Origin of the sequence: Hoeflea sp. AS16, assembly GCF_038900095.1 — a bacterium.
GTDB lineage: Bacteria > Pseudomonadota > Alphaproteobacteria > Rhizobiales > Rhizobiaceae > Hoeflea.
Window position 1 is genome coordinate 38,232 of record NZ_JBBMQQ010000011.1, and the last position, 23,395, is coordinate 61,626.

At 60.7% G+C, this 23,395-nt stretch carries 22 protein-coding genes; 6 read left to right on the forward strand and 16 right to left on the reverse strand.

The genetic code is table 11. The features are described from left to right. The first annotated feature begins 77 nt into the window (after window positions 1-77). On the forward strand, window positions 78-1,073 hold the full coding sequence (locus WNY80_RS20150; RefSeq protein ID WP_342889279.1) for a KpsF/GutQ family sugar-phosphate isomerase: 996 nt from the start codon (window positions 78-80) through the stop codon (window positions 1,071-1,073). 2 nt (window positions 1,074-1,075) lie between these two features. On the opposite strand, the gene WNY80_RS20155 is transcribed toward WNY80_RS20150, so the two are convergent. The 7 genes from WNY80_RS20155 to WNY80_RS20185 all read right to left on the reverse strand — a co-directional run bounded on the left by WNY80_RS20155 (window position 1,076) and on the right by WNY80_RS20185 (window position 11,251). Continuing rightward, entirely contained in the window at window positions 1,076-1,531 is a 456-nt protein-coding gene (locus tag WNY80_RS20155) for an NfeD family protein (RefSeq protein WP_342889200.1), read from the reverse strand. Next, complete coding sequence (locus tag WNY80_RS20160) at window positions 1,528-2,556, reverse strand: SPFH domain-containing protein (protein ID WP_342889201.1); 1,029 nt, start codon at window positions 2,554-2,556, stop codon at window positions 1,528-1,530. The genes WNY80_RS20155 and WNY80_RS20160 overlap by 4 nt, the downstream gene beginning before the upstream one ends. Window positions 2,557-2,705: 149 nt before the next feature. Then, window positions 2,706-3,758, reverse strand: a complete 1,053-nt coding sequence (hemH, locus tag WNY80_RS20165) for a ferrochelatase (protein WP_342889280.1) — start codon at window positions 3,756-3,758, stop codon at window positions 2,706-2,708. 222 nt (window positions 3,759-3,980) lie between these two features. Continuing rightward, window positions 3,981-5,900: a 5'-nucleotidase C-terminal domain-containing protein gene (locus WNY80_RS20170; protein ID WP_342889202.1), complete on the reverse strand. Its 1,920-nt coding sequence runs from the start codon at window positions 5,898-5,900 to the stop codon at window positions 3,981-3,983. 140 nt (window positions 5,901-6,040) lie between these two features. Further along, window positions 6,041-7,294, reverse strand: coding sequence for an AMP-binding protein (locus tag WNY80_RS20175; protein WP_342889203.1), 1,254 nt, complete (start codon window positions 7,292-7,294; stop codon window positions 6,041-6,043). A gap of 565 nt (window positions 7,295-7,859) precedes the next feature. Continuing rightward, on the reverse strand, window positions 7,860-9,311 hold the full coding sequence (locus tag WNY80_RS20180) for a homospermidine synthase (RefSeq protein ID WP_342889204.1): 1,452 nt from the start codon (window positions 9,309-9,311) through the stop codon (window positions 7,860-7,862). A gap of 92 nt (window positions 9,312-9,403) precedes the next feature. Continuing rightward, on the reverse strand, window positions 9,404-11,251 hold the full coding sequence (locus WNY80_RS20185; protein WP_342889205.1) for a M3 family oligoendopeptidase: 1,848 nt from the start codon (window positions 11,249-11,251) through the stop codon (window positions 9,404-9,406). A gap of 184 nt (window positions 11,252-11,435) precedes the next feature. Here WNY80_RS20185 and WNY80_RS20190 point away from each other — a divergent pair, with 184 nt between their 5' ends. After that, a complete protein-coding gene (locus WNY80_RS20190; RefSeq protein WP_342889206.1) occupies window positions 11,436-12,977 on the forward strand; it encodes a sigma-54 dependent transcriptional regulator in 1,542 nt (513 codons plus the stop codon). A 249-nt stretch (window positions 12,978-13,226) separates the two neighbouring features. Then, window positions 13,227-15,002 (forward strand): DUF882 domain-containing protein, encoded by a 1,776-nt coding sequence (locus tag WNY80_RS20195; RefSeq protein WP_342889207.1) that lies wholly within the window; start codon window positions 13,227-13,229, stop codon window positions 15,000-15,002. Window positions 15,003-15,236: 234 nt separating this feature from the next. Here the strand turns inward: WNY80_RS20195 and WNY80_RS20200 are convergent, their stop codons facing one another. Next, window positions 15,237-15,503 (reverse strand): DUF2312 domain-containing protein, encoded by a 267-nt coding sequence (locus WNY80_RS20200; RefSeq protein WP_035531163.1) that lies wholly within the window; start codon window positions 15,501-15,503, stop codon window positions 15,237-15,239. Window positions 15,504-15,625: 122 nt separating this feature from the next. Then, window positions 15,626-16,408 carry an N-formylglutamate amidohydrolase gene (locus WNY80_RS20205; protein ID WP_342889208.1) on the reverse strand — a complete coding sequence of 261 codons (783 nt, stop codon included), beginning with the start codon at window positions 16,406-16,408 and terminating at the stop codon, window positions 15,626-15,628. A 303-nt stretch (window positions 16,409-16,711) separates the two neighbouring features. Between WNY80_RS20205 and WNY80_RS20210 the strand changes: the two genes are divergently transcribed. Continuing rightward, window positions 16,712-17,104 carry a DUF1036 domain-containing protein gene (locus tag WNY80_RS20210; protein ID WP_342889281.1) on the forward strand — a complete coding sequence of 131 codons (393 nt, stop codon included), beginning with the start codon at window positions 16,712-16,714 and terminating at the stop codon, window positions 17,102-17,104. Further along, entirely contained in the window at window positions 17,104-18,543 is a 1,440-nt protein-coding gene (gene pyk / locus WNY80_RS20215; RefSeq protein ID WP_342889209.1) for a pyruvate kinase, read from the forward strand. The genes WNY80_RS20210 and pyk overlap by 1 nt, the downstream gene beginning before the upstream one ends. Before the next feature lie 42 nt (window positions 18,544-18,585). On the opposite strand, the gene WNY80_RS20220 is transcribed toward pyk, so the two are convergent. From WNY80_RS20220 to WNY80_RS20245, 6 genes are all read right to left on the reverse strand, one after another. Beyond that, the gene (locus tag WNY80_RS20220; RefSeq protein ID WP_342889282.1) at window positions 18,586-19,599 is read right to left on the reverse strand and encodes an alpha/beta hydrolase; all 1,014 of its coding nucleotides are present in this window, start codon (window positions 19,597-19,599) and stop codon (window positions 18,586-18,588) included. 101 nt (window positions 19,600-19,700) lie between these two features. Then, window positions 19,701-20,231 carry a hypothetical protein gene (locus WNY80_RS20225; protein WP_342889283.1) on the reverse strand — a complete coding sequence of 177 codons (531 nt, stop codon included), beginning with the start codon at window positions 20,229-20,231 and terminating at the stop codon, window positions 19,701-19,703. Window positions 20,232-20,373: 142 nt separating this feature from the next. After that, window positions 20,374-20,499: a type B 50S ribosomal protein L36 gene (gene ykgO, locus WNY80_RS20230; protein WP_007607121.1), complete on the reverse strand. Its 126-nt coding sequence runs from the start codon at window positions 20,497-20,499 to the stop codon at window positions 20,374-20,376. Window positions 20,500-20,648: 149 nt separating this feature from the next. Further along, window positions 20,649-21,746, reverse strand: a complete 1,098-nt coding sequence (locus WNY80_RS20235; RefSeq protein ID WP_342889210.1) for a 5-(carboxyamino)imidazole ribonucleotide synthase — start codon at window positions 21,744-21,746, stop codon at window positions 20,649-20,651. Then, window positions 21,743-22,243, reverse strand: coding sequence for a 5-(carboxyamino)imidazole ribonucleotide mutase (gene purE, locus WNY80_RS20240; RefSeq protein ID WP_342889211.1), 501 nt, complete (start codon window positions 22,241-22,243; stop codon window positions 21,743-21,745). The genes WNY80_RS20235 and purE overlap by 4 nt, the downstream gene beginning before the upstream one ends. Window positions 22,244-22,258: 15 nt before the next feature. Continuing rightward, window positions 22,259-22,462: a DUF465 domain-containing protein gene (locus tag WNY80_RS20245; RefSeq protein ID WP_342889212.1), complete on the reverse strand. Its 204-nt coding sequence runs from the start codon at window positions 22,460-22,462 to the stop codon at window positions 22,259-22,261. 211 nt (window positions 22,463-22,673) lie between these two features. Here WNY80_RS20245 and WNY80_RS20250 point away from each other — a divergent pair, with 211 nt between their 5' ends. Continuing rightward, entirely contained in the window at window positions 22,674-22,850 is a 177-nt protein-coding gene (locus WNY80_RS20250) for a DUF465 domain-containing protein (protein WP_342889213.1), read from the forward strand. Between the two features lie 124 nt (window positions 22,851-22,974). Here WNY80_RS20250 and WNY80_RS20255 read toward each other — a convergent pair whose 3' ends face one another. Continuing rightward, window positions 22,975-23,232: a metalloregulator ArsR/SmtB family transcription factor gene (locus WNY80_RS20255; RefSeq protein WP_342889214.1), complete on the reverse strand. Its 258-nt coding sequence runs from the start codon at window positions 23,230-23,232 to the stop codon at window positions 22,975-22,977. Window positions 23,233-23,395 lie beyond the last annotated feature (163 nt).

Here is a 23,395-nt window from a genome sequence, read left to right on the forward strand (position 1 = left end):
AAGGTTTCGATCCTCCGCTTTGCGGATCGGTAATGTGGTTGATGGACACGGGCGTGGGGACGGGGTATTCGGGCCTGATGAAGAAGATCTTGCCAGATTATCCACGCAGCGAGATGCTGAGCTCGGCCGGGCGCACGATCCAGACCGAGAAAGCCGGACTGGATGCGCTCTCGGCAGCCCTGGAAAACGGGCTGGCCGAACCATTCACGCGGGCGGTCGAGGCTATCGGAGCGATATCCGGGCGGGTCATCGTTACCGGTGTTGGCAAGAGCGGGCACATTGGCGCCAAGATCGCAGCCACCCTGGCCTCCACCGGCACACCGGCGCATTTCGTCCACCCCGCGGAAGCAAATCACGGCGACCTTGGAATGATTGCCAAGGACGACGCGATCATCGTGTTGTCCTGGTCGGGTGAAACCGCCGAGTTGAAAGGCATTCTGGCCTATTCCCGGCGCTTCGGCATTCCACTTGTCGCTTTTACGGCGGGGGCTGATTCCGCTCTCGGGCGGGAGGCAGACATTGTGCTGTTGTTGCCGCGCGAGCAGGAGGCCTGCCCTCACGGCCTGGCGCCAACCACCTCGACATTGATGCAGCTGGCGCTGGGCGATGCGCTTGCGGTGGCGCTGCTTGAAGCCAAGGGATTTACCGCCGGCGACTTTCACACGTTCCATCCGGGCGGAAAACTCGGCGCAACGCTGGCCCATGTGTCAGACGTCATGCACACCGGCGATTCCATTCCGCTGGTGCCGACAGGGACACCGGCGCCGGACGCAATCATGACCCTGTCAGAGAGAAAGTTCGGCTGTGTCGGGGTAACCGGGCCGGACGGGCGCCTGATCGGCATTGTCACTGACGGTGACGTTGCGCGCAATCTGGGGCGCAATCTGGTTGATCAGCCGATCGATGCGATCATGACCAGCCAGCCGAAGACAATCGCGCCAACGGCCCTGGCCAGCACCGCGATGGCGATCCTGAACAAGAACGCCATCGGCGCACTGATCGTGACAGATGAAAACCTTTCACCGGTCGGAATCGTGCATTTCCATGATCTTCTCAGGATCGGCGTGGCCTGAGATCAGGCCCGTTCGACCGTCAGGCTGCCGGCCTGTGCCGTGGTGATGCGCACGCGTGCGCCTGCAGGCAGGTCCGGGCCCTGCACGATCCAGGTCGTGTCGTCGAGCCTGATGCGGCCCTTGCCATTGGTGATCGGCTCTTCCAGCGTCGCTGTCCGGCCGACAAGGCCTTCGACGCGGCGGTTGAGCATCGGTTGATCGCTTTCGGCATTTGATCCCGACAAGCGCCGGCCAAGCAGGGCCAGGCCGATGGCCAGCACGGCGAAAATCAAAAACTGCAACTGCCAGCCCCACAATGCGGTGCCCCAGAATGCAAACGACAAGGCGCCGACGACGATTGCCGCCAGTCCGATCCAGAGCAGGAAAACGCCAGGGATCAGGATTTCAAGGCCGAGAAAGACCAGGCCGACAATCCACCAACTCCAGGGACCGAGTTCGGTTACCAGGCCGGCAATCATGTGTCCTGTTCTCCCTGCGGTCCGGCGGGATAATCCGGCGTCGTGGCGCGGGGCTGGCGCGGTGGCTGGCCGGGCACGCGTCTCGTGGCCTGAGCGGAACCGTCACCGCTGTTCTTGCCAAAAACTTCCTGCGCAATCGCACCAATGCCGCCGAGCGAGCCGATCAGCGAAGAGGCCTCCAGCGGCATCAGGATAACCTTCTGGTTCGGAGCGGAGGCAATCTTGCCGAGCGCTTCGGTGTATTTCTGTGCGACGAAATAGTTGATCGCCGATGTGTCGCCCTCGGCAATGGCGACCGACATCATCTGGGTGGCCTTGGCTTCGGCTTCGGCGAGCCGCTCACGGGCTTCGGCGTCCCGGAATGCAGCATCCCGGCGGCCCTCGGCTTCCAGGATGGCGGACTGCTTGGCACCCTCTGCACGCAGGATCTGTGAATTGCGCGAGCCTTCGGCTTCGAGGATATCGGCGCGTTTCTCGCGCTCGGCTTTCATCTGCCGGCCCATTGCCTCCACGAGGTCGAGGGGAGGCGCAATGTCCTTGATTTCAACACGGGTGATCTTGATGCCCCAGGGAGCTGCTGCCTGGTCAACAACCTTGAGGAGACGATCATTGATCGCATCGCGGTTGGAAAGCAGCTCATCAAGATCCATCGACCCCATCACCGAGCGGATATTGGTCATGGTCAGGTTAAGCAGCGCCTGTTCAAGGTTGGAGACCTGATAGGCGGCTTCGGCGGCGTTGAGCACCTGGTAGAACGAGACAGCGTCAGCGGAGACGGAGGCATTGTCACGGGTGATGACTTCCTGGGTGGGAATGTCGAGCACCTGTTCCATGATGTTTATCTTGCGGCCGATGCGGTCGACAAACGGAACGATTATGTTCAGGCCCGGTGTCAGCGTGCGTGTGTAGCGGCCGAACCGCTCAACCGTGAAGGCAAAGCCCTGCGGGACCGTCTTGACCCCGGAAAACAGAACCAGAATTGCAATGACAACGACGACAATGGCCGTGATATCCAGTCCCAACATGCCCGAAGACCTCCTCTGCCGGATTCAAATTGCGCGTTTGCGCCGCGTGTCTAGACAGGTAGTGGGTCTGGCCAGTGCTTGCAATCTTGGCGGATGATTATCTTGGACCGGGATTGCCGGGCGGATCCTGCCAAATTGCCGGATTGTTGTCAGATCCAACCCTGGAGTTCCCGCCGGACAACGGTCTCAAGCACCTTCATGCCACCCTCTGAATCGTTGAGACAGGGGATGTGGGTGAAGTGTTCGCCGCCGTTCTCGTGGAAGATCTCGCCTGCCTCGCCGGCAATTTCCTCGAGCGTTTCGAGACAATCGGAGACAAAGCCGGGATTGATCACGGCGATGCGCTTGACGCCATCCTTTGCCAGCTTCTCGACGGTCTTGTCGGTGTAGGGCTGCAGCCACTCTTCAGGCCCGAAGCGGGACTGGAAGGTCGGCATCAGCCTTTCCTTTGGCCAGCCCAGCCGTTCACGCACCAGCCGCGCGGTTTTCAGGCACTGACAGTGATAGGGATCGCCCTTGAGGAAATAGGATTTCGGGATGCCGTGGAACGAGGTGAGCACGATTTCCGGTTCCCAGTCGAGCCCGGCGAGATGGGTCTCGATCGACTGGGCGATCGCCTCGATATAGGCGGGGTCGTCGTGATAGGGCGGGACGGTCCTGAGCGCCGGCTGCCAGCGCATCTTCATCATCGCCTCGAACGCCTTGTCATTGACTGTGGCGGTGGTGGCGGCGGCATATTGCGGGTAGAGCGGAAACAGCACGATCCGGTCGCAGCCTGCATCCTTGAGCGCATTGAGCTTGTCGGAAATGGATGGCTGGCCATAGCGCATCGCCCAGTCGACCATTACCGAGGGGTGGGACGCCAGCATCTCGCCGAGCCTGTCTGACTGGTTGCGGGTGTAGGTTCTCAGATAACTCTCATCGAGATCCTTGTTCCAGATTTCCTCGTAGGCCTTGCCGACGCGTCCGGGACGGGTGTTGAGGACGATGCCGAACAGGATCGGATACCAGAAGAACCGTGACCATTCGATCACACGCCGGTCTGTCAGGAACTCCTTGAGATAGCGCCGCATGGACTTGTAATCGGTGCCATCGGGCGTACCGAGGTTGACGATCAGCACGCCGACCTTCTGGATTTTCACCGGCGGATGCTCCGGCGGAAGCTCACCCACGGTACGGCTTTGTTCTTCAGTCAGGATCATGGGGGTGCTCACGGTCGCGTTCCATTCGAGTGTTCATCGGTCTTGCTCAACCGGCGGAGGATCGTGCGAGCCGTTCTGTCTGCCCGGCAGCCGATTAGCCGTTGAGCCGGAACATAGAGACATCAAACGACAAATCAATCTTCGGCTGATGCGGCTTTTTGCCAAATCGCCAAAACAAAAGGGCCCGGAAAACCGGGCCCTCTCTTGAAGCTGGTGGTTAACTCACTTGGCCGGGATCGACAGCGTTTCGCCTATAACCAGATCTTTCGGGTTTGCCGAGGGATTGGCTTCGGCGATCCGGGACCACATTGTGCCATCGCCATAATAGGTCTTGGCGAGGTCCCACAGGGTGTCGCCGGCTGCAACGACGTGCTGCTTGCCGGGCATTGCTGCAGATTCCGAGGCCGGTGCTTCCTCGGCAACCATTGGAGCCGATGTGGTCAGATCCTTGAAGCCGGCAAGCGGCTCGGGCACTTCGACCGCTTCCGCTGCGGGGGCTGCTTCTTCTGCAGCCGGCGCGGCTTCCATGGTCTTTTCTGCCGCTTCCATCACACGGCCTTCGGTGAACGGCGTGTAAGGATTGTTCTTGGCGAGATAGTCGGCAACCACCTGCTCAAGGCCAGGACCGAAATCATAGGCGTTCATACCGGCGGAGCTGAAGATCGAGTAACCGTCGCCACCGCCGCGCATGTAGTTGTTGGTTGCCACCATGTAGACGGCATCCGGGTCGATGGGTTCGAAACCGTCGCCCTTCTTGACCTCGACCGAGACAATGCGCGAACCGGGTTCCGCGGTCTTGTCGAAGGTGTAGCGAATCCCTGCGACCTGTGCGAAGCGGCCGGCGCCTTCCTCGATCTGGCTGACGCCGTTTTCAAGGGCGGTAACAATATCGGACCCCTTGAGTTCGAAGGTTGCCAGCGTGTTCTGGAACGGCAGCACGTTGAGCACTTCACCCATGGTGATCTCGCCCGAGTCGATCGACGCGCGCAGACCGCCACCGTTCTGGATGGCAATGGTCACGCCCTGATCGCCGACACGGTCCAGCATGGCGTCCGTGACCAGGTTGCCCATTTCGCATTCGCCGGCACGGCAGGTGTCGCGGCTGCCGTCGATATCCTTGGTGGAAGCCGAGACGATCTTGTTCTTGAGCTCCTCGATCGGAGCACCGAGTTCCTTGATGCGCGCCAGAACGGCCTCATCGGGTACAATCGAGCTGTCGAGCAGGATCGGATCGCCCTTGGCTTCCTTGACCACACCATTGTCATCGAAGGTGACCGAGAATTCGCCAAGGTATTTCGAATAGGACGCGGCCTGCGTCACCGGCACCTTGTAGCCGCCGGGGTTGTCGATCATCGTCGGATAGGGGCCCTCGGCCTTTTCGTCGGTGTTTGACAAAAGCGAGTGCGAGTGACCGCCAACGACAACATCGACGCCGGGGATCCTGGCAATCATTTCCTTGTCGCGCGGATAGCCGACATGGGTGAGCGCGATGATCTTGTTGATGCCTTGAGCCTCGAGTTTTTCAACTTCGGCCGTGATCGTGTTGATATCGTCGGCAATCAGGATGTTGGGGCCGGGTGACGCAATCTCGGGCGTATCGTTGGTGACCGCGCCGACGATGCCGATCTTCTCGCCACCGACCTCGATCACCATTGACGGCTTGATCCGATCACCGACCTTCGAGGATGCGCTGGCTGCGACGTTGGCGGAGAGAACCGGGAATTCGATCACGTCGAGGAACGGAACCAGTGCCTCTTCGCCGTCGTCAAATTCATGGTTGCCGACAGTCATGGCGTCGAACTTCATCTGGTTGAGAAATTCGGCTTCAACCGCACCCTTGTAGGTGGTGTAGAACAATGAGCCCTGGAAGTTGTCTCCGCCGTTGAGCAGCAGCACATTGCTGCCTTCAAGCGCCTTGCGGCGATCGGCGATGGCGGTTACCAGACGGGCTGCGCCACCGAAGCACTTGCCTTCGGTCTCGTCGTCAGCCGAGCAGGTGGACTCATACTTGTTGTTGGATTCAATGCGGCTGTGCCAGTCATTGATGTGCAGGATGTTCAGAGTGTAGTCGGCCAACGCTGCGCCCGAAGTCAGTCCGAGGGCCGATACGGTCAATAAAGCGCGTTTGATGATTTTGTTCACGGAATAGCTCCCTGTTTCGCTGCTCACAGCGTGCCGAAATTAGTCTCTGCGGACGCCCACGGCAGGCTTCAATGGATGGTTTCACTAACCGCGAAGAACTTCAAGTCCCGTATATGACGGGATTGAAATATTACCTGGATTCATGCCGTGTAATCACGCTCGTCGGCAATGACCTTGCCGTCATTGGGCAGGCTCGACGGGGCTGCTATCTCGACGGTGCCGCGCAATTTGGCGATGGCCGTCAATGTTGCCTCGATGTCCTTGACGACAGGGGTGGCGCCGGCGGCGGGTTCAACCATCAGGGTCATCACATCGGCATCATTGGAGCGGCTGACAACCAGACGTGCCCGGGCAATCTCGGGATGCGCCTTGAGGATTTCGGCAACCTGTTTGGGGTCGACGAACATGCCCTTGATCTTGGTGCGCTGGTCGGCGCGGCCCATCCAGCCCTGGATGCGCGGCCCGGTGCGGCCGCAGGGCGACAGACCCGGCAGGATCGCCGACAAGTCACCGGTGCCGAAGCGGACCAGCGGGTAGCCCGGATTGAGGGTGGTGACGACGAGTTCGCCGACTTCGCCTTCCGGCACCGGGTCATTGGTGCCCGGACGGACGATTTCGACAATCATGTCCTCGTTGACGATCATGCCCGGATGCGGCGCGCCATTGGCATCAGCGCTTTCATAGGCAATCACGCCGAGATCGGCGGTGGCATAGCTCTGGAGCACCGAGACGCCGCGCTCCGAGTAATACTGGCGCAGCGATGGAAACAGGGCGCCGCCCGAGACCAGGGCCCGCTTGATCGATGAAAGATCGTGGCCCAATTCGTCGGCTTTTTCGAGAATGGTCTTGAGGTAATCCGGCGTGCCGGTGAAGCCGGAGGGCTTGAGCCTCAATGCTGCATCGACCTGGGCTTCGGTGTTGCCGACACCTGCGGGAAACACCAGGCATCCCAGCGCCCTTGCACCTTCATCGAGAATGAAGCCGCCGGGGGTCATGTGGTAGGCAAGGCTGTTGTGAACCAGATCGCGGGAGCGGAAGCCTGCGGCAAACAGCGCCCGGGCCGAGGCCCAGGGGTCAACGCCAAGGCCTTGCGGTTCCCAGACCGGGCCCGGAGACATGAACACGCGGTTGCCCTTGAGCGCATCGGGGTCGGCAAGGCCACCGAAAGGCGGATTGGCCTCCTGCATCTGCATCAGGTCCGGCTTGCGCAAGACGGGAAGCGTCGCCAGGGCGGTGCGATCGACAAGCTTTGCCGGATCAGGATGGCCGAGCCAGGCATCAAGTGCGGGAAGCCGTTTGAGACTGCGGCTCAGCAATCCGCTGAGAGCAGCGAAGATCTGCTGCTCGCGGACTTCGGGCGCACGCGTCTCGCGATCATCGAAATGGCTGGTCATGACAAGGGCCTGTGCTTGCTTAGATGCGGCGTACCAGGGTGAACTGGGCACCTGTGGAGGAGGTGCAGTTGAGCTGGGACTGGGAGGCAAGCGCACAGCGTACTACTGATGGCGGGCGTCCTGCAGTGAGCGGAGTAACGTTAATCTCAATTAGATTTTGTGAGATCAATCTGTAATTACCTTGTGCCACCAGTAGCCCGCTAGTTGAGGATCTTGAATCAAACTGTCCAGACCTAAAGGTCGAAACGACAAACTCTGATCCTGAAACTTGGCCAGCCGCGTCAACGCCAGATACACGAGAGTTCTGATCGACCCACTCTCCTTCGACACCCTGCTGCTGCACCATTGGGCGCGGTGAATACGTTGCCGACTGGCAGCCAGCCAGCAATCCGGCAAGTGCGCCAACGGCGATGATGCGATGTAGGTTCATGGTCAGGTGGTCCCCTCGAGCCGTCATCAATATGATTCCCTCTATGAAAGAATGCAGCGCCGGCGTGTCGAAAGCAAGGCAGCAACTCGCCGCCCGGCCCTGTGGCCGGGCCGGCTGATGCTGCCGGTATCGATTCTAGTGCACCAGCACGTTGCGGAACTGCCAGGGATCGCTCTTGTCGATGTCTTCCGGGAAAAGCCCCGGCCGGCCATCGAGCGGCGTCCAGTCAGTGTAGTGGCCTTCGACGGGCCCCAGGTAGGGCGATTGCACTTCAAGGCAGCGCTTGTAGTCGACCTCGTCGGCCTCGACGATGCCGGCTTTCGGATTCTCCAGCGCCCAGACCATGCCGGCCAGAACCGCGGATGTCACCTGCATGCCGGTGGCGTTCTGATAAGGGGCGAGGCGGCGGGTTTCTTCAAGCGAGAGGCGCGAGCCGTACCAGTAGGCGTTCTTGTCGTGGCCGTAGAGCAGCACGCCGAGCTCGTCGAGACCTTCGACCAGCTCGTTCTCGTCGAGCACATGCAGCACCGGTTGCGCGTTGCCGCCATTGCCGAACATCTCATGCAGCGACAGCACTGCGTCATTGGCCGGATGATAGGCATAATGGCAGGTCGGGCGGTAAGTAACGTCGCCGTCCTTGTTCCTGACGGTGAAATAGTCGGCAATCGAGACCGATTCATTGTGGGTTACTAGGAATCCGTATTGCGGACCGGGCGTCGGGCACCAGGTGCGGACGCGAGTGCTGGCGCCGGGCTGCTCAAGATAAATCGCTGCCTTGCAGCCCTTCTTGTGCTTCCTGGCGTTTTTCGGCTTCCAGTTCTCATGCGTGCCCCAGCCGAGTTCCGCCGGTTGCAGCCCTTCCGAGATGAAGCCTTCCACCGACCAGGTGTTCCAGAACACGTTGAGCGGCTTTGGCACCTTGCTCAGCTGCGTGTCGCGCTCGGCAATGTGCACGCCCTTGACGCCGACCTTCTTCATCAGCTTGGCCCAGCCCTTGCGATCATTCTGGTCAGGCTCTTCGAATTTGACGTCCAGATCCCTGGCGAGATTGACCAGCGCCTGCTTGACGAACCAGGACACCATGCCCGGATTGGCGCCGCAGGTGGACACGGCCGTGGTGCCGCCGGGGTTCTTCTTCTTTTCGTGGCGCAGGGTCTCGCGCAGCGCATAGTTGGTGCGCTCGGAGTTCTTCATGTCCTTGTCGAAGTAGAAGCCGAGCCATGGCTCGATGACGGTGTCGATGTAGAGAACGTCGAGCTTGCGGCAGAGCTTGATCAGGTCAAGCGAACCGGTGTCGACGGAAAGATTGACGCAGAAGCCCTGGCCTTCGCCTTCGGTCAGCAATGGCTTGAGCAGGTCCTTGTAATTGTCCTTGGTGACATGCGCCTTGATGTGCCGGATGCCGTGCTGGGCAAGGATTTCCATGTCGCCCGCATCGTCGCGCGGATCGATGACCACCATCCGGCTCTTGTCGAACCTGAAATGGCGCTCGATGAGCGGAAGGGTGCCGCGACCGATCGACCCGAAACCGATCATCACGATGGGGCCGGTAATCTCCCCATAGACCGGATAATCCTGCTGGGTCATGTCATTCGCTCCATAGCTGGCGCTGCAGCCGTCTGCGGCGGTAGCGGCGGCTAAACCATACTTCACTGTTACAATAAAGCGAAATCAGAAGCTCAGCTGTCCATGGCCTCCAGTTCGTCGATCAATCCCTCGATCATCGACAGGCCCTGGTTCCAGAAGCCCGGATCGGAGGCATCCAGGCCAAAGGGGGCGAGGAGTTCCGAATGGTGCTTGGTCCCGCCGGCCTTGAGCATGTCGAAATAGCGGTCGCGGAAGCCTTCCGGCGATTTTTCGTAGACGGAGTAGAGCGAGTTCACCAGGCAATCGCCGAATGCGTAGGCGTAGACGTAGAACGGTGAATGAATGAAATGCGGGATATAGGCCCAGAAGGTCTCGTACCCTTCCGACAGGTTGACGGCCGGTCCGAGGCTTTCGGACTGCACATCGAGCCAGAGTTGCCCCAGTTGCTCCGAGGTCAGCTCGCCTTCGCGGCGCGCGGTGTGGACCCGTCGTTCAAATTCGTAGAACGCAATCTGGCGAACCACGGTGTTGATCATGTCCTCGACCTTCTGGGCGAGCATCGCCTTGCGTTCGCGGCGGTCGCTGGTGCGTTCGAGCAGGGCGCGGAAGGTCAGCATCTCGCCAAACACCGATGCCGTTTCAGCAAGGGTCAGCGGCGTTGACGACATCAGCGCACCTTGCGCGCCGGCCAGCACCTGATGCACGCCATGGCCAAGCTCGTGCGCCAGCGTCATCACGTCACGCGGCTTGCCGAGATAATTGACCAGCACGTAGGGGTGGACCGAGGGCACGGTGGGGTGCGCAAATGCGCCGGATATCTTGCCCGGTCGGCTGGGTGCATCAATCCAGTTGCGGTCGAAGAAGCGGCGGGCGATATCGGCCATTTCCGGCGCGAAATCATTGTAGGCCGACAGCACCGTGTTCCTGGCCTCGTCCCAGGCAATGGTTTCGCGCGGGGTTTCGGGCAGGGGGGCGTTGCGATCCCAGAACTCGAGCTTTTCCAGCCCAAGCCAGCGGGCCTTCATGGCGTAATAGCGGTGTGACAGCCGCGGACAGGCTTCACGCACGGCATGGGCGAGAGCGTCGACGACGGGACGCTCCACCCGGTTGGCCAGGTGGCGGCTGTCGGCGATATCCTCAAAGCCGCGCCAGCGGTCGGAAATTTCCTTGTCCTTGGCGAGCGTGTTGGTGATCAGGGTAAAGGTGCGCAGATTGTCCTTGAAGGTGGCGGCAAGGGCCAGGCCGGCCTTTTTGCGCTTGGCGCCATCGGCATCCTGCAGCAGCGACAATGTGACTTCGAGCGGCAGCGGCTCATCGTCGATGGTGAATTCGAGGCTGCTCATGGTTTCGTCAAACAGCCGGTTCCAAGCCGCATGGCCGGTCATCGACTTTTCATGGAACAGTTGCTCGATCCGGTCTTCGAGCTGGTAGGGCCGGTCCAGCCTGAGATCATGGATCCAGGGGGTGTAGTGGGCGGCACGTGCATCGCGTTTCAGGCTGTCTTCAATCAGCGCGTCATCGACCCGGTTGAGTTCGAGCGCGAAGAACAGAAGATGGGCGCTGATGTCGGTCATCGTGCTTTGCACGTCGCCATAGAACTTGGCGATTACCGGGTCGGATGTGTTGGTGAAGTAGGCAAGACCCGCATAGGAGATGATCCGGCCCATCAACTCCTCGAGCTTTTCATAAGCTTCGATTGCCGCTCCCAGCCCGTCGTCCCCGGTGTTCCCGGCGGCTTCGGCAATCCGGCCTTTCCAGCGGGTTTCGAAATTTTCCGCGCCTGTCCGTGCGGCGGCGAGATCAGCCTTGAATTCGGGTGCATCGGGACCGGAATAGAGATCACCGAGATTCCAGCCCGGCAGGTCCCCGAGAGCAGCTTCAGTTCCGCGGGCCGTTGCGGGCGCGTGGACTGGCGCATGGTCCAGAATTGATTTCGGCATCAGGTCACTCTCTTTCAAATACAGGATCGGCCTCAAGCGGGCCGGCAACGCGACGCCCGGTTTTACCGGCAGCGACGATTAAAATGCAAACATTTCTCGAAATCCGATTTTCAGCCTTTCCTGTCAGTCTCCGGCAATGGTCAAAACCCCTGAAGATGCCACCGGGAATGAGGAAACAAGATCCGTGTCCAAACGAATTTTGATTGTTGATGATGACCCGGTTCAGCGCCGGTTGCTCAAGGCGGCTGCGGAAAAAAGCGGCTATGAAACCGAGTTGCTGACCGAGGGACGCTCTGCGCTTGCCCGGTTGATCGAACCGGATCATGGCATTGCCGCAGTGGTGCTTGATCTGATGATGCCGGAAATGGGTGGCCTGGAAGTGCTGGAGCGGCTTTCCGCCGCAGGCAGCACGACCCCTGTGATCGTGCAGACCGGGCAGGGCGGCATCGAGACCGTGGTCAAGGCAATGCGCGCCGGTGCTTTCGATTTTGTCGTCAAGCCCGTGTCGCCGGAGCGGCTGGCGCTTGCCCTGGGCAACGCGCTCAAGGCCGCGCGCATCAATTCTGTTCCGATGCCGGCGATGCGGCATGCAGGTTTCAATGGCATCGTGGCTGCCAGCCCCGCCATGGAACGGGTGATCTCGCTCGGCCGCCGTGCGGCGGCATCGACCATTCCGGTGGTTCTCGAGGGCGAATCCGGCGTTGGCAAGGAAATGATCGCCCATGCAATTCAGACGGAAAGCGGACGGCGCAACAAGCCGTTTGTCACCGTCAACTGCGGAGCCATTCCGGAAAACCTGGTCGAGAGCATCCTGTTCGGTCATGAAAAGGGAGCCTTTACCGGCGCCACCGAACGCCATGCCGGCAAATTCTCCGAGGCGGATGGTGGGACGCTGTTCCTGGACGAAGTCGGAGAGCTGCCGCTGGAGGTCCAGGTCAAGCTGTTGCGCGCCGTGCAGATGGGAGAGATCGAAACCGTGGGCTCACGGATGCCCAGGAAGGTGGATATCCGGCTGATTTCGGCCACCAACAAGGACCTGATCGAGGAGGTCAAGGCCGGGCGGTTCCGCGAGGACCTGTATTACAGGCTCAATGTTTTCCCGATCCACGTTCCGGCCTTGCGCAAGCGCAAGGAAGATATCCCGCAGCTGGTGCGCCACTTCACCGAGCGGTATGCAGGTGTCATCGGCGGGAGACGCATCCGCAGCATCGCGCCCGATGCGATGGCGCTGCTGACCGCGCATGACTGGCCGGGCAACATCCGTGAGCTGGAAAACGCGATCCACAGGGCAATCGTGCTTTGCGACAGCGACACGCTGACCACCGACCTTTTCCCGCAGATCGCGGCTCAGATGCCGGGATACACGCTTGAAACATCCGGTTTTCGTGATGACGGCCAGGCCGCTTCCGGGCAGGCGCAGGAGGCGCTCGACCTGACGTCACAGCAGGATACCGCAGAGCTGGGCCCAATCGCCGTTAGCGAGACCCATGAGCTGAGCATTCCCGCCGACAGCGGCATGCCCGCGGTCAACGCGGTGACGCCCGAGGGTGAAGTGCGCCGGCTTGCCGAGGTCGAAGAGGAACTGATCCGCTTTGCCCTGTCATTCTATCGTGGCCAGATGAGCGAAGTCGCCCGCAGGCTCGGCATCGGCCGTTCGACGCTGTATCGAAAGCTGAAGGACTATGCGATCAATCCGGACGATCCTGACCGGGAGGAGGCGGCCTGAAGCGGCATTTTCGCCCAGGGGCGAAAATATTGACGCCGGTTTGATCTGTTTCATTCCCTGTTAAGTGATCATTCACTATAACTGTCCCTGCAGCGATGCGTGGCAACGGTTGCCATTGTGTCACCGCATTTGGTCACCAAAGGGTGATCTGTAACGGTTTTCCGGCGCCCGGGGACAGCATTGGCGACATTGAACACAGTATCAGTTCTTGCACAGGCTACTTGGTGCATCGGTGTGCGAATTTGGCACATGACGGGCATTGCCTTGGTGCGGGTTCTATTGCTGGCGGTTCTGGCAATGTCTGCCGGGTTCGTGGCAGCGCCGGAAGCGTCAGCCGAAACACGCTCCCTCAAGCTCTATTATCTGCATACCAAGGAAAAGGCCGAGATCGTTTTCAAGCGCAATGGCCAGTACGACAAGGCCGGCCTGAGAAAGCTCAACCGTTTCCTCAGGGATTGGCGGCGCAACGAACCGACCAACATGGACCCGCGGCTGTTCGATCTGGTCTGGGAAGTCTACAGGCAGGTTGGAGCGCGGGACTATATCAACGTGGTTTCGGCCTACCGGTCGCCCGCGACCAATGAAATGCTGCGGCGGACCCGTGGCGGCCAGGCCAAGAAAAGCCAGCACATGCTCGGCAAGGCGATGGATTTCTATATTCCGGGCGTCAAACTGAGCAAGCTTCGCGCCGTGGCCATGAAAATGCAGGGCGGCGGCGTTGGCTATTATCCGAAATCCGGTTCCCCCTTCGTGCATCTCGATGTTGCCGGCGTACGCGCCTGGCCGCGGATGAGCCGGCAGGAGCTGGTCAGCCTTTTCCCGGACGGCAAGACGCTTCATTTGCCGCCGGACGGCAAGCCGCTTCCCGGCTACAAAACCGCGCTGGCCGAATACAAGCGGCGTGGCGGGGCGATTGTCTCTACGAGCCGCAGCGCCAGTTCCGACAAGAATACCAAGCGGTCCGGCGGATTGCTGGCCGCATTGTTCGGTGGCGGCGACGAGGATGAAGAACCAGAAGCAATCGCGGCGGCGCCAAAGCCGGTGCCTGCTCCAGCGAAGACGCAAATCGCATCCCTGCCGGGTGTTCTGGATGCACCGGCAGAGGTGGCGCCTGCTGCGGTCGAGACGGCCCTGGCCTTGCCGGCCCAGCCACCCATCCCCGTTGCGCGCCCGGTGATCGAACAGCCACAGCCGGTGGTGGTGGCAGCGCTCGCGCCGCCGGAGCCAGTCTTGCCGGCGCAGAGCGAAGTCAATGCGTTTGCGGCTGCTGCAAATGCCGACGTCGAGGCCGATGGCGCGACACAGGACGCTGCGCCGGTGGATCTGGCCAGCATTCGCGTTCCGGTTCCGCAATTGCTGGCTGAGCGGGCTGGCGGACAAAAGACCGCTGCGGATGCCGCGGCCGTCGAGTTGGCCGCACTTCCGGTTCCCAGCCTGATCAAGGCACGGATGCAGATAGATACGTCGGAGCAGCCTGCACAGGACCAGCAGATCGCCGCGGCACTGGTTGACCGGGCGGCCGAGGTCGCACCGGCCGTGGTGCCGGTTGCCAAGGTTGCGAACCTGCCGTCGGGCGAGGCCTTCATCCCGCTGCCGATACGCAGACCGGGGGAACGTGCCGGCGACCGGGTTGGCACTGGCGCACAGCGCGAGATTGAAATGGCATCGCTGGCTCCCGCGCAGCGGGGCGGGCGGGTTGCCAGCGTATCGGCAACCATATCAGCCTCCCGCAAGGGTGACCGGCCCAATGCCGTGGCCGCGGCAGAGCAGCCGCAGCGTACGTCGATCCGTACGGAGCCGAAGCTGACGGACACGATCATCTCGAAATGGGCGTTGGCCCAGGACCGGGTGAAGAAAATGGCGACACCGCCCGGCAAGCCGCGCAAATTCATTGGCGCCCAGCTTCGGGCGGCGCCGACAGTTGTCTATGCAAACGGGTTTGCGCCCGGCGGCGGAGAACTTCCGCACAATCAGTTCACCGGATCGGCCGTCAATTTCATAACCGTCGCGCGCTTCGACAACTGAAGCCAACGGGCAGTTCCTGCCTGACACGCGATCCCGGGCTTGCCGCACAGACTTGCTTTGACAGCAGCAGCACCGGTTGATTTTCGAGAGACTCTGTCCGTCTTCAGAATGGTACCGGACTCAACAAAACAACGCCGCGCGTCTGGTCAAACGCGCGGCGTTGTTGGGTCTGGACTGCACTGCACAGGCACTCACACACTCACATAAAGTCGCGTGAGCGGGGCAAGTGTCAGGTCAGCTTGCGTCTTCGGGCTCAGGCGCCATACCCAAAGCATGCAGGTAGGTGTCGAGGATCGCTTCCTGTTCGAGACGATCGTTCTGATCCTGCTTGCGGATGGCGACGACTTTGCGGAGCACCTTGGTGTCGTAGCCGTTTGCCTTTGCCTCGCCGTAGACATCCTTGATGTCGTCGGCAATGGTTTTCTTCTCTTCTTCCAACCGTTCAATGCGTTCGACAATGGAACGGAGCTGGTCGCGGGCGACGGCACCGGCATCGGACATGAGGTCTCTCCTGTAAGGACAATGGGGGGTAAAGTGTGTGAGGCTTCAAGTGCCCAAACGATGGCTTCGGGTCAAGGGTGTTTGCGCCATACCCGGGGAATAATCCTGATTTTCAACCGTCGCTAAGAAACGCGCGAGCCGTGAAGCTCGACTTCGTGCAGTTCCGGTTGGCCGGTCAGATCGGAAAGGATTGGTGCAAGCCGGTCGACCCATGAGTCCACGCCCACGGCGTCTCCTATCAGGTCCTGCCGGATCTCGAGCAGGGCATGCGGGAGGCCGGTCATGGAGCAATGCCTGTGCATGGTGTCGCCTCTCAGGGCGCCATCGTAGGGTTCGTTGTCGCCAACAACCAGCGCCGGATCCATACCCAGGGCATTGATCAGGGCCTGTGCCGCACGTGGATCGGTGTCCCACAGAATACCGGCGTGCCAGGGCCGCGGAACGCCTTTCCAGGCGGGCGTGAAAGAGTGGATCGAGATGACCAACGGCGGCTTGTCAGCCTTGCGCCAGGTTTCGGCGATGACCGTGGAAACGGCATCGTGGTAGGGGCGATGGAACAGGTTGAGGCGGCGTTCGCGTTCCTCGGCGGACAGCGGGTGATTGGCCGGGATGACCATGCCGTCAGAAAGCTTCATGATCAGTGTCGGATCGTCCTCGCCCCGGTTGGGATCGATCAGCAGCCGGGAAAAGCAGCCGAGAACCGCAGGCACACCCAGCCGCTCGGACAGTTTCCGGGTCACATCCTCGACGCCGATGTCATAGGCTATGTGGCGCGAGAACGCTCCGGCGGGCAGACCCAGGTCGCCATATTCGTCGGGGAGCCGGTTCATGGCATGATCGGCAAGAATCACCAGTGAATGGTGTGGATCGCCGGGAATAATCTCGAAAGGCTGAAAGCCGGACATGACGGATTCTGGAACCAGGTTTGAGGGATGTCTTTGCTGCCGGATCAATTGCACAGCCTCGCCTTGCGGGCAACCGTGCGGATAGCGAACTTCATCTGCTATAAACGTATGCGAGTGCATGATAGGAATGAAGCTTGGGTTTAGTCTCGCGTCTTTCGTTGACTTTCATGCCCCCCCGGCGCAAAAAGCAAAGCACAAATCGTGAGCGGAGACTGACCGAAATTGATGTTTCGCACGTTGCCAAAAGCCTGTCTTTCCATCGTCAGATTTGCCGTGTTCATCCCCTTGGCTGCCGGGGCGCTGATGCTTGCCTCCGCGCAAGAGGCAAAAGCTGATTTCCGGGTGTGCAACGGTACGCAGTCGCTTGTCGGCGGTGCGATCGGATACCGCACGGCTGAAGGCTGGGTGACCGAAGGCTGGTGGCAGATTCCCGCCAATTCCTGCGCGACCCTGATCGAGGGGCAGCTCGGATCACGTTATTATTATCTCTATGCCGAGGATGCCGGCGGCGGTGGCCGCTGGGCCGGTGACATCAACATGTGTGTTGCAGACAATGAATTTCGCATTGTCGGTGTCGAGGACTGTTTTGCCCGCGGGTTTCAGCGCGTGGGGTTCAAGGAATACGATACCGGGAGACAAGGCAGCTGGATGGTCCAGCTATCGGATGCCCCGGAAGCGCCAGAAAGCCAGAATTGATGAAGCGGCTACGCAATGTGAAAATCCTCGCAACACTCGGACCGGCCTCGTCGGACGAAGCGATGATCCAGAAACTGCATGAAGCGGGCGCCGACCTGTTCCGCATCAACATGAGCCATTCGAGCCATGAAATGATGCGCACGCTGGTTGGCCGGATCCGCGCGGTGGAGAAGACTTGCGGACGGCCCATCGGCGTTCTTGCCGATCTTCAGGGGCCGAAATTGCGGGTGGGCAAGTTCGCGGACGGGTCGGCAACGCTCAAGGCAGGCCAGACCTTCACGCTCGACAACAAGGATGTTCCCGGCGACGCGACGCGGGTTTTCCTGCCGCATCCCGAAATTCTCGAGGCGGTACAGCCCGGCCACCGGTTGCTGATCGATGATGGCCGGTTGCAGTTGCTTGCCGTCGAATCCACCAAGACGTCGATTGTCTGCACGGTTGTCAGCGGCACCAAGATCTCGGACCGCAAGGGCGTCAGCCTGCCTGACACCACGCTCGGGGTGGGAGCGCTGACGGAGAAAGACCGCAGCGATCTGGACGCAATCCTGGCTGTTGACGATATTGACTGGGTGGCACTGTCGTTTATCCAGCGGCCTGAAGACCTTGCCGAAGTTCGCAAGATCGCCCGCGGTCGCGTTGGCCTGATGTCGAAGATCGAGAAGCCGCAGGCGCTCGAGTGCATCGACGAGATCATCGAGTTGTCAGACGCGCTGATGGTTGCGCGCGGCGATCTCGGGGTGGAAATGCCGATCGAATCGGTTCCCGGCATCCAGAAGCAGCTGATCCGCGCCTGCCGCAAGGCCGGCAAGCCGGTGGTGGTCGCGACCCAGATGCTGGAATCGATGATCTCGGCGCCGGTCCCGACCCGGGCCGAAGTGTCCGACGTTGCCACGGCAGTGTTCGAAGGTGCTGACGCGGTGATGCTGTCGGCTGAATCCGCTGCCGGAGACTATCCGGTCGAAGCCGTCGAGATGATGGCCTCGATCGCGCGCAAGGTAGAGCGTGATCCGAATTATCCCGGCATCATCTATTCCCAGCGCCCGCAGCCGGATGCGACCGGTGCCGATGCTATTTCGCTGGCGGCGCGCCAGATCGCCGAGACGCTCAACCTGTCTGCGATCGTCTGCTACACATCGTCGGGGAATACGGGCCTGCGCGCTGCGCGCGAGCGGCCGAATGTTCCGATCATCGCCCTGTCGCCGGTGATCCAGACGGCACGGCGGCTCTCCGTCGTGTGGGGCCTGCACTGCGTGGTCACCCAGGATGCCACCGATCTCGACGACATGGTGGACCGGGCCTGCCGGATTGCCTTCCGTGAAGAATTCGGCAAGCCAGGCGACCGCATCATCATTTCCGCCGGTGTGCCGCTGGGCACGCCCGGTTCGACCAACATGGTGCGGATTGCCTATATCGGATCTGACGGGATGACCGGGATCTGACCTGCATCCAGCCGCACTGATTTGGCTCAAAAACGCTGCGGCTCAGCCCGGGCAGACGGCATTGTCGGCTGCCAGGGCGGCTTCGGCGCTGGTCGCTGCGGCTTGCAGATCGACATCCATTCCCGCCACCTTCTCGATGGCGCGGACAGCGAGGTCCGTTGTCACGTGGTCGGGCTTGTGGCCGAGATTGCGGACCCAGACCAGTTCCGCGCCTTCGATGTCACGGGCCAGTCCTTCCGAATGGATGTGGGCGAGGACGACCGAGTCGCTGTCGCCGGTGACAATCACGGTCGGGCTCTTGATCTCGGGATATCGCGGTGCGACGCGGGTCACGTAGGGTTTGAGATTTGCGACATCGATGGCGTTGTTGCGGAAAGCCCGCGGTCTGAGCACCAGTGCGGGTGCGGTCTTGCTCACATAATCGTCGGGTTTGGGATTGGGCGCGAAGACGCAGGCCGATCCGCTTTCCAGCCGTGTCAGTCCGGCGGGAAGCGCCAGTGTATTGGCGAACAGGGGGCCAATTACCGGCAGCCGGGTCAGGCCGTAATACCAGGCTATGCCGCCGGGCCACGTATGTGTCGCCGGCGCCAGAAACACGAGGCCTGCGGTCATCTGAGGATGGTCGAGGGCAAAACTTGCTGCAATCGCGCCGCCGAAAGAATGTCCGATGATGATGGCGCTGGAGATGCCCTTGGCCTGCATGGCACGGGCAATTGCTGCGGCTTGTCCCGCGGGCGTGTCATTGGCCTCGCCGCCGCGCTCTGACCAGCCGTGGCCGGGCCGGTCTATGAACAGCATTTCGGCCCGTCCCTCGAGCATGGGCCGGAACGGGGCTTGCTGATCGAGAAGATTGCCGCTGGCACCGTGGATGAACACCAGCGGCGGCAGGTCGGCACTATCCGGACGCGGCACATGCACGGCATGAAGCCTGTAGCCGCCGACATCGATCATCTCTCCTGCCGGGGGATAGCGTGCCTCGATTTCGCGGGCCTTCAGCCTTGTCCAGATCGCGAGTCCGGCCAGAGCCAGGAGAATGATGGAAATCAGGATAATCATGATGGTCCGGACCGGTTTTTGAGCGAGCATGAGGGATCGTTGCCAATAGGTGGGGGCAGGGGGCTTCCCCTTGTCATTACCGGAATTGCGCGGGGAAAGTTTCAGATCTTGCTGCCGGTCAGCTTGTCCGCCAGTTCGCCAAGCCGCGTCTGGGCCTGCCGGTTGGCCGGGTAGATTTCCAGCATTTGTTCCCAGGCCCTGAGTTCGAGTTCGTCATTGCCTGCGGCTGAGAGTATGGCGGCCATGCCGGCGATGGCGCCGAAATGGCGCGGCTCCAGCATCAGCACGCGGCTGATATCGGCCATTGACTTGTCGTGGTTGCCGAGCGCGTAATTCAGCGTGGCCCTGCGGTTCCATGCTTCGGGATAATCCGGCATCAGCACCACAACCTGATCCAGCAGATCGAGAGCCAGGCCATTCTTGTTCTCGGCCACCGCCTTGTCGGCCCACTGCATCAGAAGGTTGGCCGTGGCGCTGCCCGAATCGCGCCATTTCGCCCAGATGCGTTCGCTGATTCGCCTGGCCTCGATTTCATCCGGCTCACGCTTGAGTTCGGCAAACAGCGTGTCGAGGGTGTTGGCCGGTTGGGCGGATGTCCCGGTTGCAGGGGACGTCTGGGCGAAAGCCGGCATGGCCTGAACGCTGCCGCACAGGAGCAGCGTGATCAAGACGGGGCGGATTCTGACATACGAAAAATGGCGCATGACGGAAAACTAGTCCGTCTGCGCCAAAGATCAAATGCAAATTTCAGTGATGGCCAAGCGGCCGTCAGCTTCAGCCCTGACGAGCCTTGAAGCGTGGGTTCATCTTGTTGATGATGTAAACCCGGCCCTTGCGACGAACCAGACGGTTGTCACGGTGACGAGCTTTGAGCGCCTTAAGCGAATTCTTGATCTTCATTGTTCTGATCCGCGAGTTATCCGGGCGACGAAGCCGCCTATTCAATCAAAAGCGCGCCAGTCAGGGACGCGCTCATCGGTTGGGAGGCATGTACCCGCTCGGCCATTTCCTGTCAACTGCGGGGCCGCTTTTTCCCGCCCTGAGCCTGTTCAAAACGGCTCTGTGCGTGGACTGATCCGGGTGACATGCCCCATCTTGCGTCCGGGCCGGGCTTCGGATTTGCCATAGAGATGGATGACAGCGTTGGGCTCGCCCGCCAGTTCGGCGACGTTGTTTATGTCGTCGCCGATGAGGTTTTCCATCACGCAGTCGGAATGGCGCTGCGTGTCGCCCAGCGGCAGTCCGGCTATGGCGCGAACATGCTGTTCGAACTGCGATATGGCGCAGGCGGCTTCGGTCCAGTGACCGGAATTGTGAACGCGCGGGGCGATTTCGTTGACCAGCAACCGGTGCCTATCGCCCTCGCGAACGGCGAAGAATTCAACGGCGAAGACCCCGACATAGTCGAGATGCCCGGCAATTGCCGTGGCAATCCGGAGAGCTTCGGCTTGCGCTTCCGGTCCAAGGCCGGACGGAACGGTGGAGGTATGGAGAATGTGATTGCGGTGTTCATTCTCGGACACGTCGAAGGCGCGGACTTCGCCTGACATGCCGCGCGCGGCGACCACCGAGACCTCGCAGTCGAAATGGACAAAGGATTCGAGGATGGCCATCTGGCCCTGCATGGCCGCGAACGCGCTTTCAGCGTCTTCCGGGCGGAGCAGTTTCGCCTGGCCCTTGCCGTCGTAGCCGAGCCGTGTGGTTTTCAAGACTGCCGGCAGTCCGGTGACGGCCATGGCAGCATCGAGATCGGTGCGGTTGGATACGGCGGCGAACAGTGCGGTTTCGGCGCCGAGTTCACGCGCCATGGCTTTTTCGAGCAGGCGGTCCTGAGCCACTTCAAGCGCTTTCGAGCCCGGTCTGACCGGCACGCAGGTTTCGAGCCACTGAACCGCCTTGACCGGGACGTTCTCGAATTCGTAGGTGACGACGTCGCACAGGTCCGCCAATTGCCGGAGAGCTGCAGGATCATCATAGGCAGCGACGATCTGGGTGTTGGCAACCTGCGCTGCCGGCGCATTGCTGTCGGGTTCCAGGATGATGGTTTCATAGCCCAGCCGGGCTGCGGCGATGGCAAGCATGCGGCCGAGCTGGCCGCCGCCGATGATGCCGATAACGGCGCCGGGTGCGAGTGGCTCGATGCTCATGGCTGATCCAACGGATAATCAGCAACTCCATCCGTCCGGGCCTGGCGCCAGTCGTCGAGGCGCTGGGCGAGGGCGTCGTCGGTGAGTGCGAGGACGCTGGCTGCGAGCAGGGCGGCATTGATGGCGCCGGCCTTGCCGATTGCCAAGGTTCCAACCGGAATACCGGCAGGCATCTGCACGATCGACAACAGGCTGTCCTGACCCGAAAGCGCCTTGGATTCGATCGGGACGCCAAACACCGGCAGCGGCGTGAACGCGGCAGTCATGCCGGGCAAATGGGCAGCACCGCCGGCGCCGGCAACAATCACCTTGTAGCCTGCGGCGCGGGCAGTCTTGGAAAACGAAACCAGGCGGTCCGGCGTGCGGTGCGCGGAAATGATGAGCGGCCGATGGGTTATTCCCAGCTCGGCCAGCGTTTCGGATGCATGTTTCATGGTCGGCCAGTCAGACTGGCTTCCCATGATCACTGCGACCTTCGGTGTTTCGGTATCGGTCATACTCGGCTCCGCTGGTCAGGCAATTATATCCGGGATGATCTGGTCCTCGATCTCGATGATCTTGTCCTTGATCGCGAGTTTCTTCTTCTTCATCCGCTGGATACGCAGCTGGTCGCAGCCAGTCTGTATCATTGCATTGATGGCGACGTCGAAGTCTTCGTGCTCATGGCGCAACCGCGCCACCAGCATGCGAAGCTCCGCTTGTTCCTGATCGGACATGCAGTTTCCCCGTTTCACGCATCCTGTCGGCGCTGGTCCGACCTTGGTGTCATGGCGGCGCTCGTATCATAAAAACAGGTGTAACGGGAAGTTATCCACCTTGAAGAATTCATCTTCGACAAATCTAATAAGCCGTGGCACACTCATTGGTGTCAACAAACGATTTGCACCGGTGTTCCGGCGCCGGCGCATCCCAACACAGGAGTCGCTTATGTCGATTGATGCTCACCTTGCCACACTTGAAAAAAAGCATGGCGAACTGGAAGCCGAACTCCGTACTGTGCAATCACAGCCATCTGTAGATGACAAGATGATTGTCGATATCAAACGGCGCAAACTTCGGCTCAAGGATGAGATCAACCGCCTTCGGTCCGACACCCGACATTGACCAGATTTGCATGACACGAAAATGACAGGGGGCGCGGGAAATTTTCCCGCGTCTTTTCGTATCCGGACGCAGCTTGCGATTGTTCCGGTGCGCGGGTTGCTTCAATTGACAGGCAGGATCTCAATCAGGACCAGAACTGGTCGACCCACAGGTTGAGGTGCAGAAATCCATCGGTGCGGACCGTGTAGATCCGCCGGGTTCCCTGGTTGGTGACGGTCACCAGGTTGCTTTCGAGAAGCGCCTTGAGATGCTGCGAGACGGCCGGCCTGCTGATCGGCAAGCCCTCGGCCAACTCATTGACGGTGCGTGGCTGCCGGCGCAATTCTTCCAGAAGATAACGTCTGTTAGGATCGGCAATGGCTTGGAAAGCATCCATGGTCATTCATCCAAGCTAATTTAAAGCTTCCAGCCCGGCAAGTCTTTTGTGTGCGCTGCACACAAGGTGTTCTTCTTCAGTGCAATTCCGGCGCAGCCGCCGGATTGCCTGAAAAAAGACGGTGCCTGTAAAAAAGTGCAACGCATTATGATTGGCATGAAGTGCCAGT